This window comes from Streptomyces sp. NPDC014801, from assembly GCF_043082085.1.
Classification (GTDB): domain Bacteria; phylum Actinomycetota; class Actinomycetes; order Streptomycetales; family Streptomycetaceae; genus Streptomyces.
Map to the genome: position 1 here is coordinate 192,489 of NZ_JBIBXG010000008.1, position 21,756 is coordinate 214,244.

At 75.0% G+C, this 21,756-nt stretch carries 19 protein-coding genes; 9 read left to right on the plus strand and 10 right to left on the minus strand.

Going from position 1 to position 21,756, the window contains the following annotated elements; translation table 11 throughout:
- Window positions 1-467 precede the first annotated feature (467 nt).
- Both ACF1AL_RS20770 and ACF1AL_RS20775 read right to left on the minus strand, forming a co-directional pair.
- Window positions 468-1,562, minus strand: a complete 1,095-nt coding sequence (locus tag ACF1AL_RS20770) for a hypothetical protein (RefSeq protein ID WP_391826829.1) — start codon at window positions 1,560-1,562, stop codon at window positions 468-470.
- A gap of 66 nt (window positions 1,563-1,628) precedes the next feature.
- Window positions 1,629-2,927, minus strand: a complete 1,299-nt coding sequence (locus tag ACF1AL_RS20775; RefSeq protein WP_366840246.1) for an FUSC family protein — start codon at window positions 2,925-2,927, stop codon at window positions 1,629-1,631.
- Window positions 2,928-3,077: 150 nt separating this feature from the next.
- On the opposite strand from ACF1AL_RS20775, the gene ACF1AL_RS20780 reads away from it, so the two are divergent.
- Window positions 3,078-4,418, plus strand: a complete 1,341-nt coding sequence (locus ACF1AL_RS20780; protein WP_391826831.1) for an erythromycin esterase family protein — start codon at window positions 3,078-3,080, stop codon at window positions 4,416-4,418.
- Window positions 4,419-4,541: 123 nt separating this feature from the next.
- On the opposite strand, the gene ACF1AL_RS20785 is transcribed toward ACF1AL_RS20780, so the two are convergent.
- Together ACF1AL_RS20785 and ACF1AL_RS20790 are read right to left on the minus strand one after the other, a co-directional pair.
- Window positions 4,542-5,036, minus strand: a complete 495-nt coding sequence (locus ACF1AL_RS20785; RefSeq protein ID WP_391818247.1) for an FBP domain-containing protein — start codon at window positions 5,034-5,036, stop codon at window positions 4,542-4,544.
- Between the two features lie 198 nt (window positions 5,037-5,234).
- The gene (locus ACF1AL_RS20790; RefSeq protein WP_391826998.1) at window positions 5,235-5,879 is read right to left on the minus strand and encodes a PAS domain-containing protein; all 645 of its coding nucleotides are present in this window, start codon (window positions 5,877-5,879) and stop codon (window positions 5,235-5,237) included.
- 141 nt (window positions 5,880-6,020) lie between these two features.
- On the opposite strand from ACF1AL_RS20790, the gene ACF1AL_RS20795 reads away from it, so the two are divergent.
- The 3 genes from ACF1AL_RS20795 to ACF1AL_RS20805 all read left to right on the plus strand — a co-directional run bounded on the left by ACF1AL_RS20795 (window position 6,021) and on the right by ACF1AL_RS20805 (window position 10,985).
- Window positions 6,021-9,215: a cytochrome P450 gene (locus ACF1AL_RS20795; protein ID WP_391826833.1), complete on the plus strand. Its 3,195-nt coding sequence runs from the start codon at window positions 6,021-6,023 to the stop codon at window positions 9,213-9,215.
- A gap of 117 nt (window positions 9,216-9,332) precedes the next feature.
- Window positions 9,333-10,622 (plus strand): ROK family protein, encoded by a 1,290-nt coding sequence (locus tag ACF1AL_RS20800; protein ID WP_386915321.1) that lies wholly within the window; start codon window positions 9,333-9,335, stop codon window positions 10,620-10,622.
- 102 nt (window positions 10,623-10,724) lie between these two features.
- Window positions 10,725-10,985 (plus strand): hypothetical protein, encoded by a 261-nt coding sequence (locus ACF1AL_RS20805; RefSeq protein WP_391658627.1) that lies wholly within the window; start codon window positions 10,725-10,727, stop codon window positions 10,983-10,985.
- Window positions 10,986-11,179: 194 nt separating this feature from the next.
- Here ACF1AL_RS20805 and ACF1AL_RS20810 read toward each other — a convergent pair whose 3' ends face one another.
- The gene (locus ACF1AL_RS20810; RefSeq protein ID WP_391777527.1) at window positions 11,180-12,208 is read right to left on the minus strand and encodes an SDR family oxidoreductase; all 1,029 of its coding nucleotides are present in this window, start codon (window positions 12,206-12,208) and stop codon (window positions 11,180-11,182) included.
- Window positions 12,209-12,419: 211 nt separating this feature from the next.
- On the opposite strand from ACF1AL_RS20810, the gene ACF1AL_RS20815 reads away from it, so the two are divergent.
- Window positions 12,420-13,046 carry a DUF1326 domain-containing protein gene (locus ACF1AL_RS20815; protein ID WP_391826835.1) on the plus strand — a complete coding sequence of 209 codons (627 nt, stop codon included), beginning with the start codon at window positions 12,420-12,422 and terminating at the stop codon, window positions 13,044-13,046.
- 107 nt (window positions 13,047-13,153) lie between these two features.
- On the opposite strand, the gene ACF1AL_RS20820 is transcribed toward ACF1AL_RS20815, so the two are convergent.
- Complete coding sequence (locus ACF1AL_RS20820) at window positions 13,154-13,981, minus strand: DUF2182 domain-containing protein (RefSeq protein WP_391826837.1); 828 nt, start codon at window positions 13,979-13,981, stop codon at window positions 13,154-13,156.
- 150 nt (window positions 13,982-14,131) lie between these two features.
- Here ACF1AL_RS20820 and ACF1AL_RS20825 point away from each other — a divergent pair, with 150 nt between their 5' ends.
- Complete coding sequence (locus tag ACF1AL_RS20825) at window positions 14,132-14,965, plus strand: alpha/beta fold hydrolase (protein ID WP_391700139.1); 834 nt, start codon at window positions 14,132-14,134, stop codon at window positions 14,963-14,965.
- Window positions 14,966-15,066: 101 nt separating this feature from the next.
- Here the strand turns inward: ACF1AL_RS20825 and ACF1AL_RS20830 are convergent, their stop codons facing one another.
- The 4 genes from ACF1AL_RS20830 to ACF1AL_RS20845 all read right to left on the minus strand — a co-directional run bounded on the left by ACF1AL_RS20830 (window position 15,067) and on the right by ACF1AL_RS20845 (window position 19,285).
- Window positions 15,067-16,026, minus strand: a complete 960-nt coding sequence (locus ACF1AL_RS20830) for an SDR family NAD(P)-dependent oxidoreductase (protein WP_391818748.1) — start codon at window positions 16,024-16,026, stop codon at window positions 15,067-15,069.
- 273 nt (window positions 16,027-16,299) lie between these two features.
- The gene (locus ACF1AL_RS20835) at window positions 16,300-17,523 is read right to left on the minus strand and encodes an aromatic acid exporter family protein (RefSeq protein ID WP_391826839.1); all 1,224 of its coding nucleotides are present in this window, start codon (window positions 17,521-17,523) and stop codon (window positions 16,300-16,302) included.
- 31 nt (window positions 17,524-17,554) lie between these two features.
- Entirely contained in the window at window positions 17,555-18,211 is a 657-nt protein-coding gene (locus tag ACF1AL_RS20840) for an HAD family hydrolase (RefSeq protein WP_391658621.1), read from the minus strand.
- Between the two features lie 39 nt (window positions 18,212-18,250).
- Window positions 18,251-19,285, minus strand: coding sequence for a PHP domain-containing protein (locus ACF1AL_RS20845; protein WP_391826841.1), 1,035 nt, complete (start codon window positions 19,283-19,285; stop codon window positions 18,251-18,253).
- A gap of 339 nt (window positions 19,286-19,624) precedes the next feature.
- Between ACF1AL_RS20845 and ACF1AL_RS20850 the strand changes: the two genes are divergently transcribed.
- The 3 genes from ACF1AL_RS20850 to ACF1AL_RS20860 are packed head-to-tail and all read left to right on the plus strand — an operon-like array spanning window position 19,625 to window position 21,742.
- A complete protein-coding gene (locus tag ACF1AL_RS20850) occupies window positions 19,625-20,434 on the plus strand; it encodes an SDR family oxidoreductase (RefSeq protein WP_386419220.1) in 810 nt (269 codons plus the stop codon).
- A 10-nt stretch (window positions 20,435-20,444) separates the two neighbouring features.
- The gene (locus ACF1AL_RS20855; protein ID WP_391826843.1) at window positions 20,445-21,470 is read left to right on the plus strand and encodes a DNA topoisomerase IB; all 1,026 of its coding nucleotides are present in this window, start codon (window positions 20,445-20,447) and stop codon (window positions 21,468-21,470) included.
- A 35-nt stretch (window positions 21,471-21,505) separates the two neighbouring features.
- Window positions 21,506-21,742 carry a hypothetical protein gene (locus tag ACF1AL_RS20860; RefSeq protein WP_366838522.1) on the plus strand — a complete coding sequence of 79 codons (237 nt, stop codon included), beginning with the start codon at window positions 21,506-21,508 and terminating at the stop codon, window positions 21,740-21,742.
- The last annotated feature ends 14 nt before the right edge of the window (window positions 21,743-21,756 follow it).

Sequence of the window (21,756 nt, forward strand, 5' to 3'; positions counted from 1 at the left end):
GCCGGCCACCCGGGGCTGGCTCGGGCCGGCCGTGATCCGTCCGAGTGGGGGAGCGCGCGGACGGCGATGCCGCCCCGGGCGACCGTCCAGGTCCCGACCGGCGCGCTTAGGCGACGGAGCCACGGCCGCCCGGCGAGCCGTTGGGCAGCGCCGGCCACCGCGGGGGCGGCCGGTTCGGGGAGAGGCGGGACCCGTCCGAGTGGGGGAGCGCGCGGACGGCGACGCCGGCCCGGGTCGTCCTTGCAGGTGCCGACCGGGGGCGCCTCGGCGACGGGGCTACCGCCGCGCGGCGCCCCTACGGGCAACGCACGCCACGCCGCGGGCGGCCGATTCGGGGACAGGCGGGATCCGGCCAAGTGGGGCGCGCGGGCGGCGGGTCCACCCGCGCTCCTCCCCCCGGAGCGCGGGCCCGGCGGCCCGGCGCTCGGGTGAGAGGGCCCCGCGCACCCGGGGGTGGGCGTGCGGGGCTACCAGTCGCCGTCCGTCACCGGCTTGCCCGGCTGCAAGGGGTGGATCTGGTGGGGGGCCGGGGGGTGCCAGGGGGTGTGGTCGTCGCCGAGCCAGTCGCCGACCGGCTTGACCGACTGCAGGGGGTCGGCGGGGGCCAGGTCGGCGGCGTCCGCGTCGTAGTAGTCGTACCAGGGCAGGCCCGCCCGGGTGTACGCCGCGCGGTCCACCGGGGACGGCGGGGGAGCCTCACCGGTGATGCGGCGCCACTCGGGCGGGGTCACCAGGTGCACGAAGACCCGCCCGGCGGGCTCCGGTGCCCAGTCGGTGAGCGGGCGGTCGTCGCGGTAGACCTCCTGGCGCATGGACCCGCCGACGCCCAGCCCCATCGCCGCGGCGGCCCGCGGCGCGGCGCCCGGAGGGGCGGGCGCGGCACCCGGCGCGGCCGCCATCGCGGGCGGGCCGCCCGGCGCGGGCATGCCGTAGCCCCCGGCGGGCGCGGCGCCGGGCGCGGGCATGCCGTAGCCCCCGGTCGCCGCGGCGGACCGCGCCGCCTCCGCGAGGCGCCGCTGTTCCTCCCGCCACCGCTGGAGGGCCGGCTCGCCGAGCGGGAAGGACTGCAGCTGGACGCCGCCCCACACCTCCTCGCCGGTGACCTGTCCCTCCACCGTCGCCCCGAGACCGAGCGGCACCGCGACGAACTGGCGCACCGTGCCCCTGCCGGAGTTGATGCCGTCCAGCCAGGGCTGGCGGGGCAGCACGACGTAGTTCTGCGGGTCCCGGGACAGCCGGCCGGTCCACGGCTTGCCGGAGACCGCGCACACCTTGCCCACCCCGACCTGCAGGGCGGCCGGCTCGGTCGTACCGGCGAAACTCAGCCACATGGCCTCGCGCAGATACACCGGCAGCATCACGCCACCGCGCGCCCGCCACGCCTCGGGCACGGTGTCCGGGTAGTCGGCGACCCGCCGCACCGGGAACTCGCCGAGCCCCGGCGGCAGCGCATGGGTGCCCGACTCGGGCAGCCGCAGCGTGCGGATGAACCGCACCACCGCACCACCCGGCAGACGCAAGGTGTTCCCGTCGATCCGCACACCGCCACCGTCACCGCTCATCCGCACGCTCCTCGCCCGATGCTTTCCGGACACCGCGCAGGGGTGCCGGCGCGGTGTCGTGACTCGTCAGGAAGAACGCCGGGCGGCGGCCTCGCGGTTCCGCCGCAGCGGCCGCCGCATCCGCTCGCGCAGCCGGGCTCCCCGCTGCCGCAGCCGCCGCGGCAGGCCCAGGTGGTCCCGCAGCCAGGTCACCCACGGCAGCCGTTCGCGCTGTTCACGGGTGTGCCGGTCGAGTTCCTCCAGCAGCCGGCGCGAGCGGTGCTCGGTGTCCAGCTCGTCGATCATGCGGTTGGCCTCGGTGAGCACGGCGCCGCCGAGCTGCCAGTTGCGCGGGTCGCGCTGGACCTCCTCCAGCAGCAGCTGGGCCACCTTGTCGCGGGTGGCCGCGGCCTGCCGCAGCTGGGTGGTCAGCCGTTCCTCGGCGGACTCGGCGCTGAGGCTGGTGTGCGTGGTGACCAGCACCGCGAAGCTCACCACCGCGTTGGCGATCTCGGAGAGCAGTTCCTCGACCGCCGCGCCCGTCGCCGGCGGGAACAGCGGCTCCGGGTCGCGCTCCTTGGCCAGGTCGGTCAGCGAGCGGGCGAGCACCCGCAGCACGACCGTGCAGATCTCCAGGGTGTCCAGGCCGGTGCGCAGCACGACCCGGTGCAGCAGTCCCTCCCGCACCCGCGGATTGAACCGCAGACTGTCCTCGGCCTGCCGCAGCGCCGCGTCGACCTCGGAGATGTCGTGGTCCAGGCGGCGCGCCTCGTGCAGCCGGGCCGCCGCCAGCTCGAACGGGGTGCGCCCGGCGGCCTGCTCGCCGATGCGCAGCATCAGCTGCCGGACCCGGCGCGCCAGGCCGTCGATGGACTCGCCGGCCTCGTCCACCCACACGGGCGGGGCGAGCAGCAGGTTGAACGCCATGCCGACCACCGCGCCGATCAGCGTCTCCAGTACCCGCGCCCAGGCGGTCGCCCCGTGCGTGGTCACGCCGAGGATCAGCATGGCGCTGATCGCGACCTCCTGGACGTACTCCTCGACGCGCACCAGGTGCCCGACCGCCAGCGCGGCCACGATCACCAGCGCCAGACTCCACCAGGTCAGGCCCACGAGCAGGCTGAACGCGATCGCCACCAGCACCCCGGCCACGACGGCGTTCACCCGGCGGATGCCGTTGGTGAGCGTGGCGTACAGGGTGACCTGGACGACCAGCAGGGCGGTCAGCGGCGCGGTCAGCGGGGCGGGCTCGGGGCTCAGCCGTACCGCGACGACGTAGGCGACCGTCGCCGCGGCCGCCGAGCGCAGGGCCTGGACGACCGCGGGGTCCCGGCGCCACGCCCACAACCGCGCGAGGGCAGGCGTCCACTCACGTACATCTCGCATCCCTTGGCCTGTTCCCGTTCCTCCCGAGCCTCGAACGCCCCATGGCCGAAACCCGACGCCTACGGCTCTGCCTCCGTGGGGGTAACCCCCCGCCGGCGCTGCGGACCGCCGGATGGTCCGCGCGGGGTGCGCCGCGCCAGCGTGGAGGGCATGAACCGACACCGCACCGCAGTCGCCCTCACCCTGCTCGCCGCCCTGGCCGGCGGATCCGTCACGGCGCCCGCCGTGGCCGCCGCCACCACCACACGGGACGCCTCCGTGGTCTCCGCCCTGGATCGCGCCGCCCGGCCGTTACGCACCGTCGAGCCCGGCGGCGACACCTCCGACCTGCGCGCCCTTAGCCGCATGATCGGCGGCGCCCGGGTCGTGGGCCTGGGGGAGGCGACGCACGGCTCGCACGACTTCTTCGCCCTGAAGGACCGCGTCTTCCGCCACCTGGTGCGCGAGCAGGGCTTTCGCACCTTCGCGCTCGAGGCGCCGTGGAGCACCGGCCTGCGGCTGAACGACTACGTGCTCAACGGCAAGGGGGACCCGCGGCGCATCATGAGCGAGGAGTTCCAGCGGGACTACCGCTGGTGGAACAACACCGACTACCTGCGGCTCGTGGAGTGGATGCGGGCGTACAACGTCCACCACCCCGGCGACCCGGTCCGCTTCCTCGGCGACGACACCGCCTGGACGGGCCCGGAGGTCTACGACCAGGTCACCCACTACGCGGCCACCCGCCGGCCCGGTCTCGGCACGCGCCTGGCCGCGCTGTACGCGGGCCTGCGGCCCACCACGCACACCGGGGAGTACATCGAGCGGTACCTCGGCGCCCCGCTCGCCGAGCGCCGTGCCAGCGCCGAACGCGCCGGCCGCGCCCTGGAACTGGTGCGCGCGCTGGGGCCCGGCCGCAACCCGGCGGCCCACGCGTGGGCGGTGCGGCAGGCGACCGCCGTCGAGCAGACCACCCGCCAGTACGCCTTCGACCTGGACGACCCGGCCGGGATCGCCGCCGCCATGCGCTACCGCGACGAGACGATGGCCGCGAACGTGGTGTGGTGGCAGCGGCACACCGGCACCAAGGTGCTGCTGTCCGCGCACGACGCCCACGTCGCCTACGTACCGGACGACCCCGAGCACTATCCGAGGATGCAGGGAGCCTTCCTGCGCGACCGGCTCGGGGCGGGCTATGTGAGCGTCGGCCTGACCTTCGACCGGGGCTCGTTCAACGCCACCTCCCCGGACGGGGCGGTCCGCCGATGGACACTGCCCCCGGCCGGACCCGGCAGCAACGAGGAGACCCTGGACCGGGTCCGGTACGACGACTACGTGCTCGACCTGCGCGCCGCCGGCACCCCGGCGCGGGAGTGGCTGGCGCGGGCCCGCCCGACCCGCAGCATCGGCACCGCCTGGCCGGAGGATCCGCACGCCGTCGCCCTGTCACGCAGCCACGACGTGCTCATCCACCTCCACCGGGTGGAGGCCTCCCGCCTGCGCGACCGGTAGCGCCGGCAGACGGACGACCCGACGCGCCCCGGCCGTCGGGGTGGGGCGCCCGGCCGTCGGGGTGGGGCGCCCGGTGGTGGGGGTGGGGCGCCCGGCGGTCGGGGTGGCTCGCCGCGGCGGCGCTCAGGCGTGGAGCGAGTCGAGGAAGGCGAAGAGACGGTCCGTGATCCGGGCGATCTGCTCCTCCTGGGTCAGGCTCTCCTCGAAGCGGGTGCCGCCCGCCGGCATCTTCTTGCCGCGCACGTACAGGGAGCAGGCCAGGTCCGTGCACATGTACAGCCCCACGGAGTTGCCCTCGCGGCCCGCCGTGCCCGCCTTGCGCGCGGTCATCAGCGACACACCGCCGCGCGGGTGGGAGGTCAGGCACAGCCCGCACAGACTGCGCTGCATCAGGGTGCGCTGGGCGGGCGGGAAGCGGAAGGTGACGCCGACCGCTTCGCCGTTCCGCTCGGTGACCAGATAGCTGCGGTCGGGGGCGCCGGGATCGCGCCAGCCGAGGAAGTCCAGGTCGCCCCAGGGGCGCTCGTCGAGATCGCGGGGGACCGTCAGGCGCTTCGCCTCGCCCTTCGAGCAGTTGATGAACGAGTCGCGGATGTCCCGCTCGGTGAGTGACCTCATGACCGCTTCCTGACTAGCCGAACCTAGGAGCTCTAGGTTTTCGCCTAGGTTAGGCAGGCGCAGCGACGGGGCGCCAATGAATTTCCCGGGTGCCCCGGGACGCCGCGGCATACGCACCCCGGACGCCTGGGCCCACGCCGCCGGGACGCCGGGACCACGCCCCACCCACACCGGGACAACGCCCCGGGACGCCCGCGCCTACGCACCGGTGGACGCGGCCGGCGCCGGAGGCCACACCCCGGCCGTCAGCACCCCCGACGCGTAAGCACGCGCCACCAGTTCCGTACGGTTCGCCGCGCCCCAGCGGGCCGACAGGCGCCGCAGGTGGTACGTCACGCCGTCCGGCGTCAGGCCCGTCTCCCGGGCGGCGCGCGCCGTGGTGGCGCCCCCGGCCAGCAGCGCCAGGATGCGGGCCTCGAACGGCGTGACCTGCGCCGACGGCGCGTGCCGCGGCTCGCGCTCGCCCAGCACCCGCAGCATCACCAGCAGCGCGGGCGTGTCGTCCGCCGTGTCGCTCACCGGATCCGCCGTCAGCTCCCCGAACCGCTCGGTGGCCCCGCCCGGGGCGTCCCAGCGCACCGACACCTGGTAGCGGGAGCGGTGCCGCAGCCGCAGCGCCTGCGCGATCCGCTCGACCTGCGCCTCCTGCAGCGGCCGGAACAGCTCCAGCACGGGCCGGCCGCGCAGCCGCCCCGGCGTCGTACCGCACTCCGCGGCCATGGCCGGATTGGCCAGCAGCACACCGCCGTACACATCGCACACGGCGACCGGCACCGCCACCCGGTCGAAGAGCGTCAGCGCGCGGTTGCGCCACACCACGGCCTCCTGCCGGCCCCAGTCCACCAGCACCTCCCGTCCCTCGGCGCAAGGGCGACGCGCGTTCGTGCACTACACAATCATGTAGTCGCCCGGCGCGGAGGGCCGGGGCCGGTCGATGAGTCTGGAGCGCAGTACGTCCTTACCGCGAAAGGCAGTTGTCGCGCCATGCCCCCCACCGCAGCGCATCCGAAGACCGCAGCCGCCCACCCCGGCGTCCCCGTCGTCGACATCACCGCCACCGGTCCCGGCCTCACCCCGATCCAGCAGGTCATGGACCTGATGCGGGAGCACGGTCCGGTGCTGGTGCGCCGATTGCACGGACGGGACACGCTGTTCGTCGCCGACCTGGACCTGGTCGCCGACCTCGCCGACGAACAGCGGTTCGCCAAGCACGTCGGCCCGGCGCTCGAGAACGTCCGGGAGTTCGCCGCCGACGGCCTGTTCACCGCGTACAACGACGAGCCCAACTGGGCCAAGGCGCACGACATCCTCATGCCGGCCTTCGCCCTCGGCTCGATGCGGACCTACCACCCCGTCATGCTGCGGGTGGCGCGCCGGCTGATCGCCGCCTGGGACCGCGCCGCCCGCGAGGGCCGCCCGGTCGACGTGGCCGACGACATGACCCGGATGACCCTGGACACCATCGGACTGGCCGGTTTCGGCTACGACTTCGGCTCCTTCACCCGGCACCAGCCGCACCCCTTCGTCGAGTCGATGGTCCGCTGCCTGCACTGGAGCATGACGCGCCTGGCCCGGACCCCCGGTGAGGACCACTCGGCCGCCGACGCCGCCTTCCGGGACGACGCCGCCTACCTCGCCCAGGTCGTCGACGACGTCATCGCCTCCCGCGCCGGTGCCACGGACGCCGGAGCCACGGACACGGACGCCACCGACCTGCTCGGCCTGATGCTCGGCGCCGAGCATCCGGCCGACGGCACCACGCTGGACGCGGCCAACATCCGCAACCAGGTCATCACCTTCCTGATCGCCGGGCACGAGACCACCTCCGGCGCGATGTCGTTCGCGCTGTACCACCTGGCCAAGCACCCCACCGCCCTGCGCCTCGTGCAGCGGGAGGCCGACGCGCTGTGGGGCGATACCGCCGATCCCGAGCCGACGTTCGAGGACGTGGGCCGGCTGACCTGCACCCGGCAGGTGCTCAACGAGGCGCTGCGGCTGTGGCCCACCGCCGCCGCGTTCAGCCGGCACGCCCGTGCCGACACCCTCCTCGGCGGCCGTATCCCGCTGCGCGCCGGGCAGGCCGTCACCGTGCTCGCGCCGATGCTGCACCGCCAGCCCGTGTGGGGCGACAACCCCGAGCTCTTCGACCCCTCCCGCTTCACGCCCGAGGCCGAGGCGGCCCGCCCCGTGCACGCCTTCAAGCCCTTCGGCACGGGCGAACGCGCCTGCATCGGCCGGCAGTTCGCCCTGCACGAGGCGACCATGCTGCTGGCCCTGCTGGTCCACCGCTACCGGCTCCACGACCACGCCGGCTACCGGCTCGACGTCAAGGAGACCCTCACCCTCAAGCCCGACGGCTTCACCCTGACCCTGACCCGGCGGGAGGCCGCCGACCGCGTCCACCCGCCGCTGCCGGGGGCCGCCCCCGCGCCCGTCACGGCGGGCCCCGCCCCGGACTCCCTCCCGGCCCGGGTCCGCACCGGCACCGGCGCCCTGTTCCTGCACGGCAGCAACTACGGCACCTGCCGCGACCTCGCCGGACGGCTCGCCGACGAGGCCGCCGACATCGGCTGCGCCCCGCAGGTCGCCGCGCTCGACGCCCAGGTGGACGCGCTGCCCACCGACCGGCCCGTGATCATCGCCGCCGCCTCCTACAACGGCCGCCCCACCGACGACGCCGCCGCCTTCGCCGCCTGGCTGGAGGAGGACCACGACCTCACCGGTGTGACCTACGCCGTCCTCGGCGTCGGCGACCGCAACTGGGCCGCCACCTACCAGCAGGTGCCCACCTACATCGACGAGCGCCTCGCCGCGCTCGGCGCGATCCGGCTCACCGAACGCGCCGCCGCCGATGCCTCCGGCGACTTCACCGGCACCGTCCGCGACTTCACCGTACGGCTGCGCGCGGCGCTGCTGGAGCGGTACGGCGACCCCGAGGCGGTGGCCGGCGAGCCGCCCGCACCGGCCGCGGCGTACGAGGTGCGCACCCTCACCGGCGGCCCCCTCGACGCGCTCGCCGAGCGGCACGGACTGCTGCCGATGACGGTGACCGAGGCGCGCGACCTGACCGCGCCCGGCCACCCGCGCCGCAAGCGGTTCGTCCGGCTCGCGCTGCCCGACGGCGTCACCTACCGCACGGCCGACCATCTCACCGTGCTGCCCGCGAACGCGCCCGCCCTCGTCGAGCGCGCCGCCGCGGCCTTCGGCGTCGGCCTCGACACGGTCCTGGACATCCGGCCCGTCCGCCGCCGTCGTGACGGCCTCGCGGTCGACCGCCCCGTGACGGTGCGCGAACTCCTCACCCACCACGTCGAGCTGCAGGAGCGGCCCGGACCCGGCCGTGTCGCCGCCCTGGCCGCCGCCAACCCCTGCCCGCCCGAGCGCGCCGCGCTCGCCGCTCTCGCGGACGACGACCCGCGCACCCTCGTCGAGCTGTTCGAGGACCACCCGGCGCTGCGCGGCGCCCTCGACTGGCCCGCGCTGCTCGACCTGCTCACGCCCCTGCGGCCGCGCCACTACTCCGTCTCCTCCTCGCCCGCCGCCGACCCGCGCCATGCCGACCTGATGGTGTCGGTCCTGCACGCGCCGGCCCGCTCCGGCAAGGGCGACCGCATCGGCACCGGCTCCGGCCACCTCGCGTCCCTGCGGCCCGGCGACACCGTGTACGCGCGGGTGCAGCCGTGCCGGGAGGCCTTCCGTATCGACCACTCCGGGCCGGTCGTCATGATCGCCGCCGGGACCGGCCTCGCGCTCTTCCGCGGCGCGATCGCCGACCGTGTCGCGGCGCTCGCCGCCGGGGCCGACCTTCCGCCCGCCCTCCTCTACTTCGGCTGCGACGCCCCCGACGCCGACTTCCTGCACGCCGGGGAGTTGCGCGCCGCCGAGGCCGCCGGCGCGGTCTCGCTCCGACCCGCCTTCAGCGCGGCCCCGGTCGACGGGCTGATGTTCGTCCAGCACCGCGTCGCCGCCGAGGCCGGAGAACTCGGCCGGCTGCTCGACGCCGGCGCCCGCGTGTACGTCTGCGGCGATGGCGCGCGCATGGCGCCGGGCGTCCGCGAGGCCTTCCGCGCCCTGTACCGCGACCGCACCCCGGGCGCCGACGAGACGGCGGCGCGGCGATGGCTCGACGGCCTGGTCGCCGCCGGACGGTACGTCGAGGACGTGTACGCGGCGGGCTGACGGGCGCGAGGACGGCCCGAGCCGCTTCCCTTTCTGCGTGAACTAAGAGGTGGGAAAAGTGCGCTCCCACCCCGCGCGGGGATAGGGTGCAGGTCGGCAGGGGTGGAAGGGAGCCACATGGCGGGGCGGAACGGGCGCACGGTACGGGATCTGAGGCGGGCCAACCGTGCCGCCGTACTCCAACGCCTGTACTTCGACGGGCCGCTCAGCCGCTTCGAGCTCGGCCCGGCCACCGGGCTGAGCTCCGGCTCGATCAGCAATGTCGTCGCCGACCTCATCGCCGACGGCCTGGTGGAGGAGGCCGGCAGCGTCGACTCCGACGGCGGCCGCCCCCGCACCCTCCTGCGCGTCGCCCCCGGCAGCGGCCACATGATCGGCGTCGACGTCGGCGAGACCCGGGTGCGCGTCGAGCTGTTCGACCTCACCCTCACCGAACTGGCCCGCGCCGAGCGGCCGCTGGAACAGCGGGGATACGCCGTCGAGGAGATCGTCGGCCACATCCGCGACGGCATCGCGGACGTGCTCGGCGCCTCCGGCATCGACGCGCAACGGCTGCTCGGCGTCGGCATCGGCGTCCCCGGCATCGTGGAACACACCCCGGAGCAGGGGGCCGTGGTGCACGGCCAGACCATCGGCTGGGACGCCGCCCCGCTGGAGGCGCTGCTGCGCGCCGGCTCCCCGCTGCCCGAGACCGTCCCCTACGTCATCGACAACGGCGCCAAGACCCTCGGCCAGGCCGAGATGTGGTTCGGCGGCGGCCGCGGCGCCCGCAACGCCGTCGTCGTCCTCTTCGGCTCCGGCGTCGGCGCCTGCCTGGTCACGCCCGACGTCGAGCACGGGCGGGCCGTCGAGTGGGGGCATCTGACCGTACGCGTGCGGGGCCGGCGCTGCCGGTGCGGTGCCCTCGGCTGCCTGGAGGCGTACGCCGGTGCCGAGTCGCTGCTCGCCCGCTGGGCGGAGGAGGGCGGCAGGCCCCCGTCGGGCACCGACGAGGAGGCCGCCCTCACCGCGATGCTCGCCGCCGCCTACCCGCCCGAGGGCACCGAGGCGGACCCCGTGGCGCTCGCCGTGCTGGAGGAGACCGCCGAGTACCTGGGCGCCGGCCTGTCCGACCTGATCAACCTCTTCCAGCCCGAACGCATCCTGATCGGCGGCTGGGCCGGCCTCCAGCTCGGCGCCCGCTTCCTGCCGGCGGTCCGCCGCCACGCCGCCGCCTACGCGCTGCGGCACCCCGCCGAGAAGGTCCGCATCGAGCTGGGGCGGCTCGGCCCCGACGCGGTGACCGTCGGCGCGGCGATCCTCCCGCTGGCCGGCTTCTTCGCCCGCGGCGGCCGCCGCCCCGAGCGGGAGGCCCCGACCCCGGCGCCGGCCTGGCGCACGGCCCTGCAGGAGCGGACGCCGCGCTGACCGCCGTACCCGCAAGCCGGTCGCTTCCTTGATCGCGCCGGGTTTCGCCGCTCCCCGGGGAGGTACTCGGCGGGGCCGGACGAGCACGGAAGGGAGCATGTCGTGGCCGCACATCGTGCCGAGACACCCGGCGGGAACGGCGACCCGGTCCCGCGCGACCTGCCCGACCAGCAGGCCGACGCGGGCGAGGACCCGTGGGAGGTCCCCACTCCCGCGGCCGGCCGGGACACCGACGAGGAGACGGGCAGCGGGGACGACACCGACGTGCCCGACACCGACGAGGCCGGCACCGGCCGCGACGGCACTCCGCGGACGGCCGCCGCCAACCCCGACCAGCCGACGCCGGACGAGCCGTCGGGCTGACCTGCGGGAACAAGCCCCGAGGAGAAGGGCCGCCCCAAGGAGAAGGGCCGCCGCCCCAAGGAGAAGGGCCGGGCCCCCGACACACCGTCGGGGGCCCGGCCCTTCTCCTGATCCACCGTGCAGGGCTCGGCCCTCGCCGAGCCGCCGCTGCCTGCCGCGCGGCCCGGCCCCGCGACAGGGCGGCAGGCAGCCGCTCACCCCACCTTGCGCCCCGCCATCGGGGCCGTCTTCGCGCCCGCGCCCTGCTGCAGGCCCTCCAGGAACTCCTGGATCACGTCCGTCGCGGAGCGCTCCGGGCGCCAGCCCAGTTCCACCCGGGCGCGGGTGCAGTCCATGAGCGGCAGCCGCAGCACCGCGTCGAACAGGTGCGGGGAGGCCGGCAGCAGATGCAGCCCCCACGCCGCGGCGATCGCCGAGCGGGCCGCCGTGCGCGGCAGCCGTACCGTGCGAGCGCCGAGCAGCTCACCGAGCACCCGCGCGTCCAGCGGGGGCTCGGCGGCCAGGTTGAACGCGCCGCGCGCGTCCGAGGCCACCGCCAGCTGGTACGCCCGCGCCGCGTCGTCCGTGTGCAGCGCCTGCACCCGCAGTCCCGGGACGTCCGGCAGGAACGGCAGCAGGTCGGGCCGGGCCAGCGGGCCGGGCAGGAAACGCCCGCCGAAGATCCGCCGCTGCTCGCTCGCCGACTCCCGCTTGAACAGGAACGCCGGCCGCATCCGCACCACCCGCGTCTCGGGATGCTCCCGCTCGAAGGTGTCCAGCGCCCGCTCCAGATACGCCTTCTCCCGGCAGTACGCGGCGTCCGGCCAGCCGTGCGTGGGCCAGGACTCGTCCACCGCGTGGTCCTTGGGGCCCGGCGAGTACGCCCCCACGGAGGAGGCGTGCACCAGCGCCGGCACCCCCGCGGCCGCCACGGCTTCGAACACCTTGATGCTGCCGAGCACGTTCGTCCGCCACGTCGTCGCCGGATCGTGTGTCGGCTGGAACGCCCACGCCAGGTGCACCACCGCGTCCGCGCCGGCGAACCGCTCCGCCAGCCCCGCCCGCTCCGACGCCAGGTCCACCGCCTCCCACTCGGTCTTCGGCGGCGCCCACTGCGGCACCCTGCGGGCCAGCCCCAGCACCGACCCGACCTGGGGGTCCTCCGACAACAGCCGCACCACGCTGGTGCCGACGTTGCCGGTGGCGCCCGTGACGACGACCCTGCTGCCCGAGGTGCTGCTCACCTTCGGCTCCCTTCCTCGCTGCGGCCGGACGGTCCGGGTACCCTCCGCCCGGCCGGACACGCAGCGAGGAAGGGGCGGTGGCCGGGCTCCCGGCCGAGCGGCCGTTTACAGCGTCAATTGACCGACTTAACCTGGAAGGACACAGCAGACACAGCGGACACAGCGGACACGCGTGCGCCCGCCGCCGTGGGAACGAGGAGGCGGAGGAGCCATGGGATGGACGATCTCCGGGAACTACGTGGCGGGGTGTTCCTGTGCGGTGCTGTGCGGCTGCCCCTACGACGGGCCGCCCATGGACAAGCACGGCAACATCGGATGCCTGGGCTCGGCGGTGTTCCACGTGGCGGAGGGGCACCTGGACGACGTCGACCTGGCGGGCGTGGACTTCGCGTTCTACAACGAGTTCCCCTCCAACCTCAGCTCCGGCGGCTGGAAGGTGGGGCTGATCGTGGACAGCGGCGCCGGCGACGAGCAGGCGCAGGCCCTGGAGCGCATCCTGTCCGGCCGTGAGGGCGGCCCGTTCGGCGCGCTGTCGGAGTTCTACGGCGAGTACCTGGGCATGGAGCGGGCCGCGGTGTCCGTGCAGGAGGACGGAAAGCCCGTGGTGAAGGTCGAGGGCCACACCGAGTTGTCGTACGAGCCGCTGAAGGGTCCCGACGGCACGCCCACCACCGTCCGCAACGCGATGTTCGGCTTCGCGCCCGAATTCGGGGTCGGCACCACGACGGGCACCTCGGACGCCTTCGGGCTGCGCTACGAGGCGTCGTACGGCGAGTCGGCCCACTATGTGTTCAGCAGCGAGGAGGGCGAGGGGGCGGCCACCAAGGGCCGCGCGTGACGCAACGCGTCACCGCCCGCCCGCCGACCGGGGGGCACCCCTCACAATCCGGCCCGCCGACCGGGCGGCACCCGTCACATCCGGCCCGCCGACCGGCGCGGCACCTGTCACATCCCGCCCATCGACGGTGCCGCCTGCTGCAGCCCGGGCAGCAGCCACCGGTGGAACGGCGCCAGCACCGCCAGGACGAGGAAGGCCACGCCCAGCGCCCGGCCGAGCAGGACGCCGCCCGGCCACAGCTTCTCCGCGAAGATCACCACGGCCAGGCCCGCCATCGCGGCCACGTTCATCACGCCCAGCGGGACCAGGACGACCATCAGGCCCGCGCAGCAGCCGACGCAGTACGCGCCGTGGTGCAGGCCCACCCGCAGATCGCGGGCCGGAGGCCGGAAGGCCGCGTAGCGCATCAGCTGGCTCATCGGGTTGCGGCAGTGCCGCAGGCACAGGCTCTTCAACGGGGAGAGCTGGTAGATCCCGGCCAGGGCGAACGCGGCGGCGCCGATCCAGCGCCCGGCGTCGGGATGGCCGTCGACCAGGCTGCCGGTCCACGCCAGTGCCCCGTAGGCGAGCAGGCCGAACGCCGTCCAGATCAGCAGATAGCCGCACACGAACTCCGTCGTGCGTGCCGTGCGCGCCCAGCCGGAGGAACGGCGGCTGATCGACCGCGCCCAGGTGATGGCGACCGGGGCCATCGACGGCAGCATCATCGCCGCCATCATCGTCAGCCACAGCAGCAGGAACAGCGGCAGCGCCATGCCCATGGTGCCGGGCTCGACGCCCATGTCGCGGGCCTGGCCGACGGTGAGCACCCAGGCGAGCGCCGCGATCAGCACGATCAGGGACCAGGCGAACGCGAGGTCCCGCGCGGGCGGCAACGGCCTGGCCGCACCGTTCGGTCCGGCAGGCGAGGGGCGGATGGGGGAGAGGTGGCCCATGACGACTCCAGGGGACCTTTCCAGCACACCACCGCGCCGGGCCCTTCGCCACCGGGCGGACGGCCATGACCTCCGGGGTAATCGACCCGCGTCCGCACCGCCGGAAGGATGAGGGACGTACCCGCCCACCGCACCGCAGGAGGACGTCCCATGCCGTACTTCGCCAGCCCCGTCGACGGCACCCGGCTGCACTTCGTCGACTACGGCCCCGCCGACGGACCCGTGATCGTCTTCGTCAACAGCGCCTACTTCGGTACGGAGATGTGGGAGGCGCAGATGATCCCGCTGGCCGAGGAGGGCTTCCGCTGCGTCGCCCTGGACCGGCGCGGGCACGGCCGCTCGGACGACGTGTGGGGCGGCTTCGACCTGGACGGCCTCGCCGACGACGTGCACGGACTGCTCGACCACCTCGACCTGCGCGCGGTCACCCTCGTCGGCCACTCGGTCGGCACCGTCGAGTGCGTCCGCTGCCTGACCCGGCACGGCACCGCGCGGATCGCCCGGCTCGCCCTCGTCGCCGGTGTCGCGCCCGGCCTCGTCCGCTGCGCCGACCTCCCCGAGGGCTTCGACCCGGAGGGCATGCGGGCGGCCAACGACACCGTCCGCCGCGACCGGTCCGCCTTCTTCGCCACCGGCGCGGACTCCTTCTTCGCCCGCGACCTGCCCGGCAACGAGCTCTCCGAGGCGTACGTGCAGTCGATGGTCCGCGCCTGCCACGTCTCCACGCCCCGCGCGGGCATCGCGCTGCGCGAGCTGATCGCCGAGCTGAACGTGGCCCCGGAGGTCGCCAAGCTCGATCTGCCGGTCCTGGTGATCCACGGCACCCACGACACCTCGGCGCCCCTGGAGCTCACCGGCCGCCGCGCGGCCGCCCTGGCCCCCGACGCGACCCTGAAGGTGTACGACAACGGCGGCCACGGCCTGTTCGCCACCCACGCCGCGCAACTCCTCGCGGATCTGCGCGCGTTCGCGACGACCGCCTGAACGGCCCGCCGCGGGCGGGACCGGCCGGCCCGGGAACCGGACCTCGCCGGCCGCCCCCCTCGGGCCGGCGAGGTCCGCCAAAGGCCCGGGGTGCGGACGGTTCAGGCGGCGAAGGCGTTCACGCCGGTCAGCTGCGCCGAGACGTCCCACAGGCGGGCCGCCTGCTCCGGATCGGTGGCCCAGGGCTTGACGCCGGTGGTGCCGCCCTCGGCGGCCGGCTCGGCGATGTCGCAGTCCTCCAGGTAGACGCCGCCCATGCCGTCCAGCTGCGGCGAGGTCGCCGCCCACACCTGGGTGGCCGCGCCCTGCTCCGGGGTCTTGAAGCCCTCCGGGTTGAGCACCGTGCCGTGCTCGTCGATCCAGCCGCGCTCGATCATCTCCTCCTTGGGGAGGTGCCGCTGGAGCGGGGTGAGGATGCCGCCGGGGTGCAGGGAGAAGGCCCGCACGCCCCGGTCCCGGCCGAGCCGGTCGAGGTGGACGGCGAACAGCACGTTTGCCGTCTTCGCCTGGCCGTAGGCCTGCCACTTGTCGTAGCCCCGCTGCCAGTGCAGGTCGTCCCAGCGGATGCCGGAGAAGTGGTGGGCGCGCGAGGAGACCGAGACGACCCGGGCGCCGCCCGGCTCGATGGCCGGCCACAGCCGGTTGACCAGCGCGAAGTGACCGAGGTGGTTGGTGGCGAACTGCGCCTCCCAGCCGGGCCCGACCCGGGTCTCGGGGCAGGCCATGATGCCGGCGTTGTCGATGACGTAGTCGAGGGTGCGGCCCGAGGCGAGGAAGCGCTCGGCGAAGCCGCGCACGCTGTCCAGGTCGCCGAGGTCCAGGTCGTCGACCTCGACGCCGTCGATGCCGGCCAGGTTCTCCTGCGCGGCGGCGGGCCGTCGCGCCGGGACCACGACCCGGGCGCCCGCCTTGGCGAGGGCCCGGGTGGTCTCCAGGCCGAGGCCCGAGTAGCCGCCGGTGACGAGGGCGAGCTTCCCGGTGAGGTCGAGGCCGGCCAGGACGTCGTCCGCGGTGGAACGGGCGCCGAAGCCGGAGCCGATCTTGTGCTGTGCGGTGATCACGCTGTCGCTCATGCCCGGCACGCTATGAAGTGGAGTGCACTCCAAGTCAAGCGCCACTCGCGGCAGGACGGGACGCGCCGCTCGCGGCGGAACGAAAAAGCCCCGACCGGACGGGGGGATCTCGGTCGGGGCGGTCCTAGGTGTGGGCGCGGATGGCGGTCGCCTCTCGGCGAAAGGCTCCACAGGGCTTCAGCCGAACGATCGTCCCTGTGGGCAAAAGGTGAGGCCCGGGGACACTGTCCCATCCGCACCCACGGTTGGTTCAACGGGTGACTACCTGCGGGTGTTCCCCGGCTTGTCGCTGTTTGAGGTGATCTGCGTCACGCGCGCGGAATCGCCCCCGTCGCCCGGGTCGTCCTGCCCAGGTACGGCCTCCGCCCAGATGTTCTCCGCCTGCAGCAGCAGCGTCCCGAGGACCGTGGCGACCGAGGCGCCCAGCCCCACGTGTTCCTCCAGGCTCTTCTGGAGCCGCGCGCGCAGCTCCTCCATCTCCGCCTCGCGGCGCGCGTCGCCCACCGCCGGCCCGGCATGAGGGTCGCCGAACCGGTCCGCCTCCGCGTGGCAGGCGTCCCCGATCAGCTCCAGCAGGTCCGCGTACAGCCGCAGCGCCTCGCCCTGCGGCGGGGCGGGGGTGCGCGTGTCGTCGGCGGCGACGGCGAGCGCGCGGGTGAGCGCCGTGACATGCCCGGCGACCCGGCCGAACCGCTCGTCCTCCGTCGTCGGCGGCACCCCCTGCGGCACCCGGTGCAGCGCCCGCAGCGGGGCGGAGGTCAGCCGCAGGCTCTCCTCGCTCCACGCCCGGGCCGAGCCCAGGGCCCGGCACCGCCGCTGCAGCCGGTCGGCGGCGCGCGACCACTCGGCGGTCACCGAGGCGTCCCAGTCGCCCTCACGCAGTCCCGACGCGACCAGGTGCAGTGTGTCGCCCGCCTCCCGGGCCAGGGCCGACAGGTTCTCCCGTACGTCCCGCAGATGCACCGGCGGCAGCACCAGCGCGTTCACCCCGACCCCGATCACCGCGCCGAGGGCGGCCTGGCCGATGCGGTGACCGACCGTGGAGGCCGACACCGAGCCCGCCGTCAGCGTGAAGATCGCCGTGGTGGCCGCGTACACACCCTGGTCGCCGAAGCGCGGCCAGTTCGCGAGCAGCATCAGCAGCGGCAGCGACAGGGCGAGCGCGCCCGTCGTGTCGTCGGTCACCGCCTGCGCCGCCGACGCGATCAGCGCGCCCGCGCAGATCGCGGCGAACTGCTGGGTGCCGCGCCGCAGCGAGCTGTAGACCGTCGCCTGCACCAGGACGACGGCCACCCAGGGCGCCATCAGCGCCATCGGGTCGTTCAGCCACAGCCGGGCCACCACCCACGCCAGCAGCCCGGCCCCCGCCGCCTTCAGCGACTGCACCACCAGATCGCGCTCTCGTCCCGGGCCCCGTACGGCCGCGCCGGCCGCTTGGCCGACAGCCCGTACCTCACCCCGCAGGGCGTCCGTCGCTCGTGTCATGCGCGACGGGTATCCCGGCGGGGCGTTCCGATCACCCCAGCGGGCTGTCCTCCAGCCGGGCCAGCAGATCGGCGGGGTCGGCATAGACCTCCTGCGCGCCCGCCTCCTCCAGGTCGGCGCGCGGGATGCCCCCGCACAGCACGCCCACACAGCGCACCCCGGCGCGGCGTCCCGCCCGCATGTCCCACACCGTGTCGCCGACGAACACGGCCCGCTCGGCCGGCACCCCGGCCAGCTCCAGCGCGTGCTCGACGGGCTCCGGCGCGGGCTTGCCCTGCTCCACGTCGTCGGAGCTCGCGGTCGCCGTGATGGCGTCGTCGGCGTCGATGGCGCGGCGCAGGGCCTCCAGTTCGGGGCCGCTCGCGGAGGTCGCCAGCACCACGGCCCAGCCGTCGCCGTGCAGCCGCTTCAGCAGCGCGCCGGCCTCCGCGAAGGCGGGCAGCCGGTCGAAGTACTGGCCGTACAGCGCGGTGTGCGCGGCGCTCAGCTGGTCGTCCTGGTCCTTGTCCCGGTCCTCGCCCAGCAGGTGGGCGATCAGATCGTCGGAGCCGAGGCCGACCGCCCGGTGCACGGCGTGCATGGGCACCCGGTGGCCCGCCTGGCGCAGGGCCTCCCACCAGGTGACGACGTGCAGGTGGTTGGTGTCGACGAGGGTTCCGTCGACGTCGAACACGGCGGCTCGCTCCATGCGGTCATCCCTTCTCTCACGGCCCGCCCGGGTACCACGTCAGCCGTCCGTCACGCCGGACGGCACCCGGCGGGTACGGGTCCAGGCGAGCAGGTCGTCGGCGGACCAGGTGGTGACGACGCGTGCGGGGTCCACCCCGCACTCCTCGGCGCGGGCGCACCCGTTGATCTGCCAGTCCAGCTGGCCCGGCGCGTGGGCGTCGGTGTCGATCGAGAACAGCACGCCCGCCTCGACCGCGCGGCGCAGCAGCCGGCGGGGCGGGTCGAGCCGTTCGGGCCGGCTGTTGATCTCCACGGCGGTGCCGGACTCGGCGCACGCGGCGAAGACCTCCTCGGCGTCGAACTGCGACTCCGGCCGGCCCCGGCCGGTGACCAGGCGCCCGGTGCAGTGGCCGAGGATGTCGGCGTGCGGGTTGCGGACGGCGGCCACCATGCGGCGGGTCATGGCGCCGGCGTCCATGCGCAGCTTGGAGTGCACGGAGACGACCACGACGTCCAGCTGGGCCAGCAGTTCGGGCTCCTGGTCGAGGGAGCCGTCGTCGAGGATGTCGCACTCGATGCCGGTGAGCAGCCGGAACGGCGCCCAGGTCCGGTTCAGCTCCGCCACCACGGCCAGTTGCTCGCGCAGCCGCTCGGGGGAGAGGCCGCGGGCCACCGTCAGCCGCGGGGAATGGTCGGTCAGGACGGCCCACTCGTGGCCGAGCGCGGCCGCGGCCCGGCCCATCTCCTCGATCGGGCTGCCGCCGTCTGACCAGTCCGAGTGCAGATGGCAGTCGCCGCGCAGCAGCGCCCGCAGCCCCTCACCGCCGCGTACGGCCGGGGCCAGCTCCGCCGCCTCCTCCAGCTTGCGCAGGTATCCGGGGACCTCGCCGGCCAGCGCCTCCCGCACCACCTGCGCGGTCTTCGGCCCGACGCCCTTGAGGGACTCCAGCGCCGGCGCCCGCTCCCGCAGCTCCTCCTCGGGCAGTTCGCGCACCACGCGTGCGGCAGTACGGAAGGCCCGCACCCGGTACGTCGGTTCCTGGGCCCGCTCCAACAGGAACGCGATCCGCTCCAGAGCCGCCACGGGATCCATCGCCACCTCCTGCCCCCAGGGTTCCCCAGCACCCCGCGCACCGCACGACGACGGGACGCCGGGCGCGGCGCCGCGTGTTCCGCCGGCGGCACGGGGGTGGCGACGCGAGACGCGTGAGCTGCCCGGCCGCCGGCATCCGCCGGGGGAGGGCGTGTCGTGCGGGCCCACTGCCGTCGGGCGCCGGGTGCGGCCGCGTGACGTGCGAGGCGCCGCAAGGCGGGGCGTCCGTGGCGGCCCGGGGTGGCGACCGCGTGCGTGCGGGTGGTGGCTGTTTGTGCCCGGTGGGGCCGGGTACTGCGATGGCTCGACCGCGTGTTCACCCAGACGAGGAGGCTCGCCATGGCCGGCCCGACCCCGACCCGCCGCAAGGTCGCCGTGATCACCGGTGCCGACTCGGGCATCGGCCGGGCCACCGCCGTACGGCTGGCCCGGGCCGGACTGGACGTCGGGATCACCTGGCACGAGGACCTCAAGGGCGCCGAGGAGACCGCCGAGGAGGTCCGCGCGCACGGGCAGCGCGCCGAGGTGGAGCGGATGGACCTCACCCGGCTGCCGGAGGCCGCCGACGCCGTCGACGCGCTGTGCGAGCGGCTCGGCCGCATCGACGTGCTGGTCAACAACGCCGGCACGGGCACCATGACCCCCTTCCTCGACCTGGAGCCGGACACGGTCCGCGAGGTGCTGGAGGTCGATCTGGTCGGCCCGTTCCTGTGCGGGCAGCGGGCCGCCCGGCACATGGTCCGGCAGGGCGACGGCGGCCGGATCGTCAACGTCACGTCCGTGCACGAGCACCAGCCCCGTGTCGGCGCCGCCCCCTACTGCGCGGCCAAGGGCGGACTCGGCCTGCTCACCCAGGTGATGGCGCTGGAGCTGGCCGAGCACGGCATCACCGTCAACGCGGTCGCCCCCGGCGAGATCGCCACCCCGATGACCGGGCAGGAGGACATCGACGTGCACGGGGAGTCCCGGCCCGGCATCCCCCTCGGCCGCCCCGGCGACGCCCGCGAGGTCGCCGCCGTGATCGCCTTCCTGGCCGGACCGGACGCCTCGTACGTCACCGGCGCCTCCTGGAGCGTGGACGGCGGCATGCTGCGCATGGGACCGCAGGCCGGATCGCATCTGACCGGCGACGACTGGCGCCGGCCCTGATCGGCCGGCCATGCGTCTGCGTACCGTCTCCTGCGACCGGCCCGGCTACCGGCGCGTCCGTCACGGCCGCGGGTTCCGCTACCTCGACCAGCAGGGGCGCCCCCTGACCGACCCCGGGCAGCTGGCCCGCATCCGGGCCCTGACCATCCCGCCCGCCTGGCGGGACGTGTGGATCTGCCCCTGGCCCAACGGCCACCTCCAGGCCGTGGGCACCGACGACGCCGGGCGCCGCCAGTACCTGTACCACGAGGAGTTCCGCGCCCGGCAGGAGCAGGCCAAGCACGAGCACGTCCGCGAGGTCGCCCGCACCCTGCCCGAACTGCGCCGCCGGGTCCGCGCCGACCTCGCCGGCCGGGGCCTGAGCCGCGCCCGCGTCACCGCCTGCGCGGTACGCCTGCTGGACCTCGGCTTCTTCCGCATCGGCAGCGACCGGCACACGAAGAACAGCGAGACCTACGGCCTGACGACCATGTTGCGCGAGCACGTCGGCTGCGGGCGCGGCGAGATCTCCTTCCGCTTCCCCGCGAAGGGCGGCATCGAGCTCGTACGCGCCCTGGTCGACGAGGAGGCCCACGCCGTCGTACGGGCCCTGTTGCGGCGTCGGCGCGGTGGCGAGCGGCTGCTGACGTACTGGGAGGGGGGCGCCTGGCACGACCTGCACGGCCCCGATCTGAACGAGGCGCTGCGCCGGCTGTCGGGCGCGGAGATCACCGCGAAGGACTTCCGCACCTGGCACGCCACGGTCCTCGCGGCGGTCGCGGTGGCCGTGACCGCAGAAGCCGGCCGCGCCACGCAGACGGCCCGGCACCGCCAGACCGTGCGGGCGGTCAAGGAGGTCAGCCGCTATCTGGGCAACACGCCCGCGGTGTGCCGCGCCTCCTACATCGACCCGCGTGTCTTCGAACTCTTCGAGCAGGGCCGGACGATCGCCCCCGCGCTCACCCGGCTGGGCGAACACGGGGCGTTCGGGCGTCCGGCCACCCAGGGCGCCGTGGAGGCGGCGGTGCTGGAGCTGCTGGACGGACGCCCTGGATGACCCGTTCGTCCGGGTTCCGCTCTACTCTCGATGACATGACCGAAGTCGCGAGCCCTCACATCTCCCAACCGCGGATCACGGTGCTCGGGGTGCAGCCGGGCACGCCACCGTTCCGCATCGTGGAAATCGACGGTCAGGTCGTCGGTGAGGCGACGAGTGTGATCGGCGTCCTGGAGGCGGCCGCCGCGTTCGGGATCACGGTCCACGACCTGGACGATCCGGACGTCGTCCGCTGGGTGGGCGGAGGCAAGTTCACCTGGGCCCTGCACTGAACCGCCGGGCGGCG

Coding starts and splice junctions, on each gene's coding strand:
- ACF1AL_RS20770 (WP_391826829.1), bottom strand. CDS start 1,562: ATGAGCGGTGACGGTGGCGGTGTGCGGATCGACGGGAACACCTTGCGT.
- ACF1AL_RS20775 (WP_366840246.1), bottom strand. CDS start 2,927: ATGCGAGATGTACGTGAGTGGACGCCTGCCCTCGCGCGGTTGTGGGCG.
- ACF1AL_RS20780 (WP_391826831.1), top strand. CDS start 3,078: ATGAACCGACACCGCACCGCAGTCGCCCTCACCCTGCTCGCCGCCCTG.
- ACF1AL_RS20785 (WP_391818247.1), bottom strand. CDS start 5,036: ATGAGGTCACTCACCGAGCGGGACATCCGCGACTCGTTCATCAACTGC.
- ACF1AL_RS20795 (WP_391826833.1), top strand. CDS start 6,021: ATGCCCCCCACCGCAGCGCATCCGAAGACCGCAGCCGCCCACCCCGGC.
- ACF1AL_RS20800 (WP_386915321.1), top strand. CDS start 9,333: ATGGCGGGGCGGAACGGGCGCACGGTACGGGATCTGAGGCGGGCCAAC.
- ACF1AL_RS20815 (WP_391826835.1), top strand. CDS start 12,420: ATGGGATGGACGATCTCCGGGAACTACGTGGCGGGGTGTTCCTGTGCG.
- ACF1AL_RS20820 (WP_391826837.1), bottom strand. CDS start 13,981: ATGGGCCACCTCTCCCCCATCCGCCCCTCGCCTGCCGGACCGAACGGT.
- ACF1AL_RS20825 (WP_391700139.1), top strand. CDS start 14,132: ATGCCGTACTTCGCCAGCCCCGTCGACGGCACCCGGCTGCACTTCGTC.
- ACF1AL_RS20835 (WP_391826839.1), bottom strand. CDS start 17,523: ATGACACGAGCGACGGACGCCCTGCGGGGTGAGGTACGGGCTGTCGGC.
- ACF1AL_RS20840 (WP_391658621.1), bottom strand. CDS start 18,211: ATGGAGCGAGCCGCCGTGTTCGACGTCGACGGAACCCTCGTCGACACC.
- ACF1AL_RS20845 (WP_391826841.1), bottom strand. CDS start 19,285: ATGGATCCCGTGGCGGCTCTGGAGCGGATCGCGTTCCTGTTGGAGCGG.
- ACF1AL_RS20850 (WP_386419220.1), top strand. CDS start 19,625: ATGGCCGGCCCGACCCCGACCCGCCGCAAGGTCGCCGTGATCACCGGT.
- ACF1AL_RS20855 (WP_391826843.1), top strand. CDS start 20,445: ATGCGTCTGCGTACCGTCTCCTGCGACCGGCCCGGCTACCGGCGCGTC.
- ACF1AL_RS20860 (WP_366838522.1), top strand. CDS start 21,506: ATGACCGAAGTCGCGAGCCCTCACATCTCCCAACCGCGGATCACGGTG.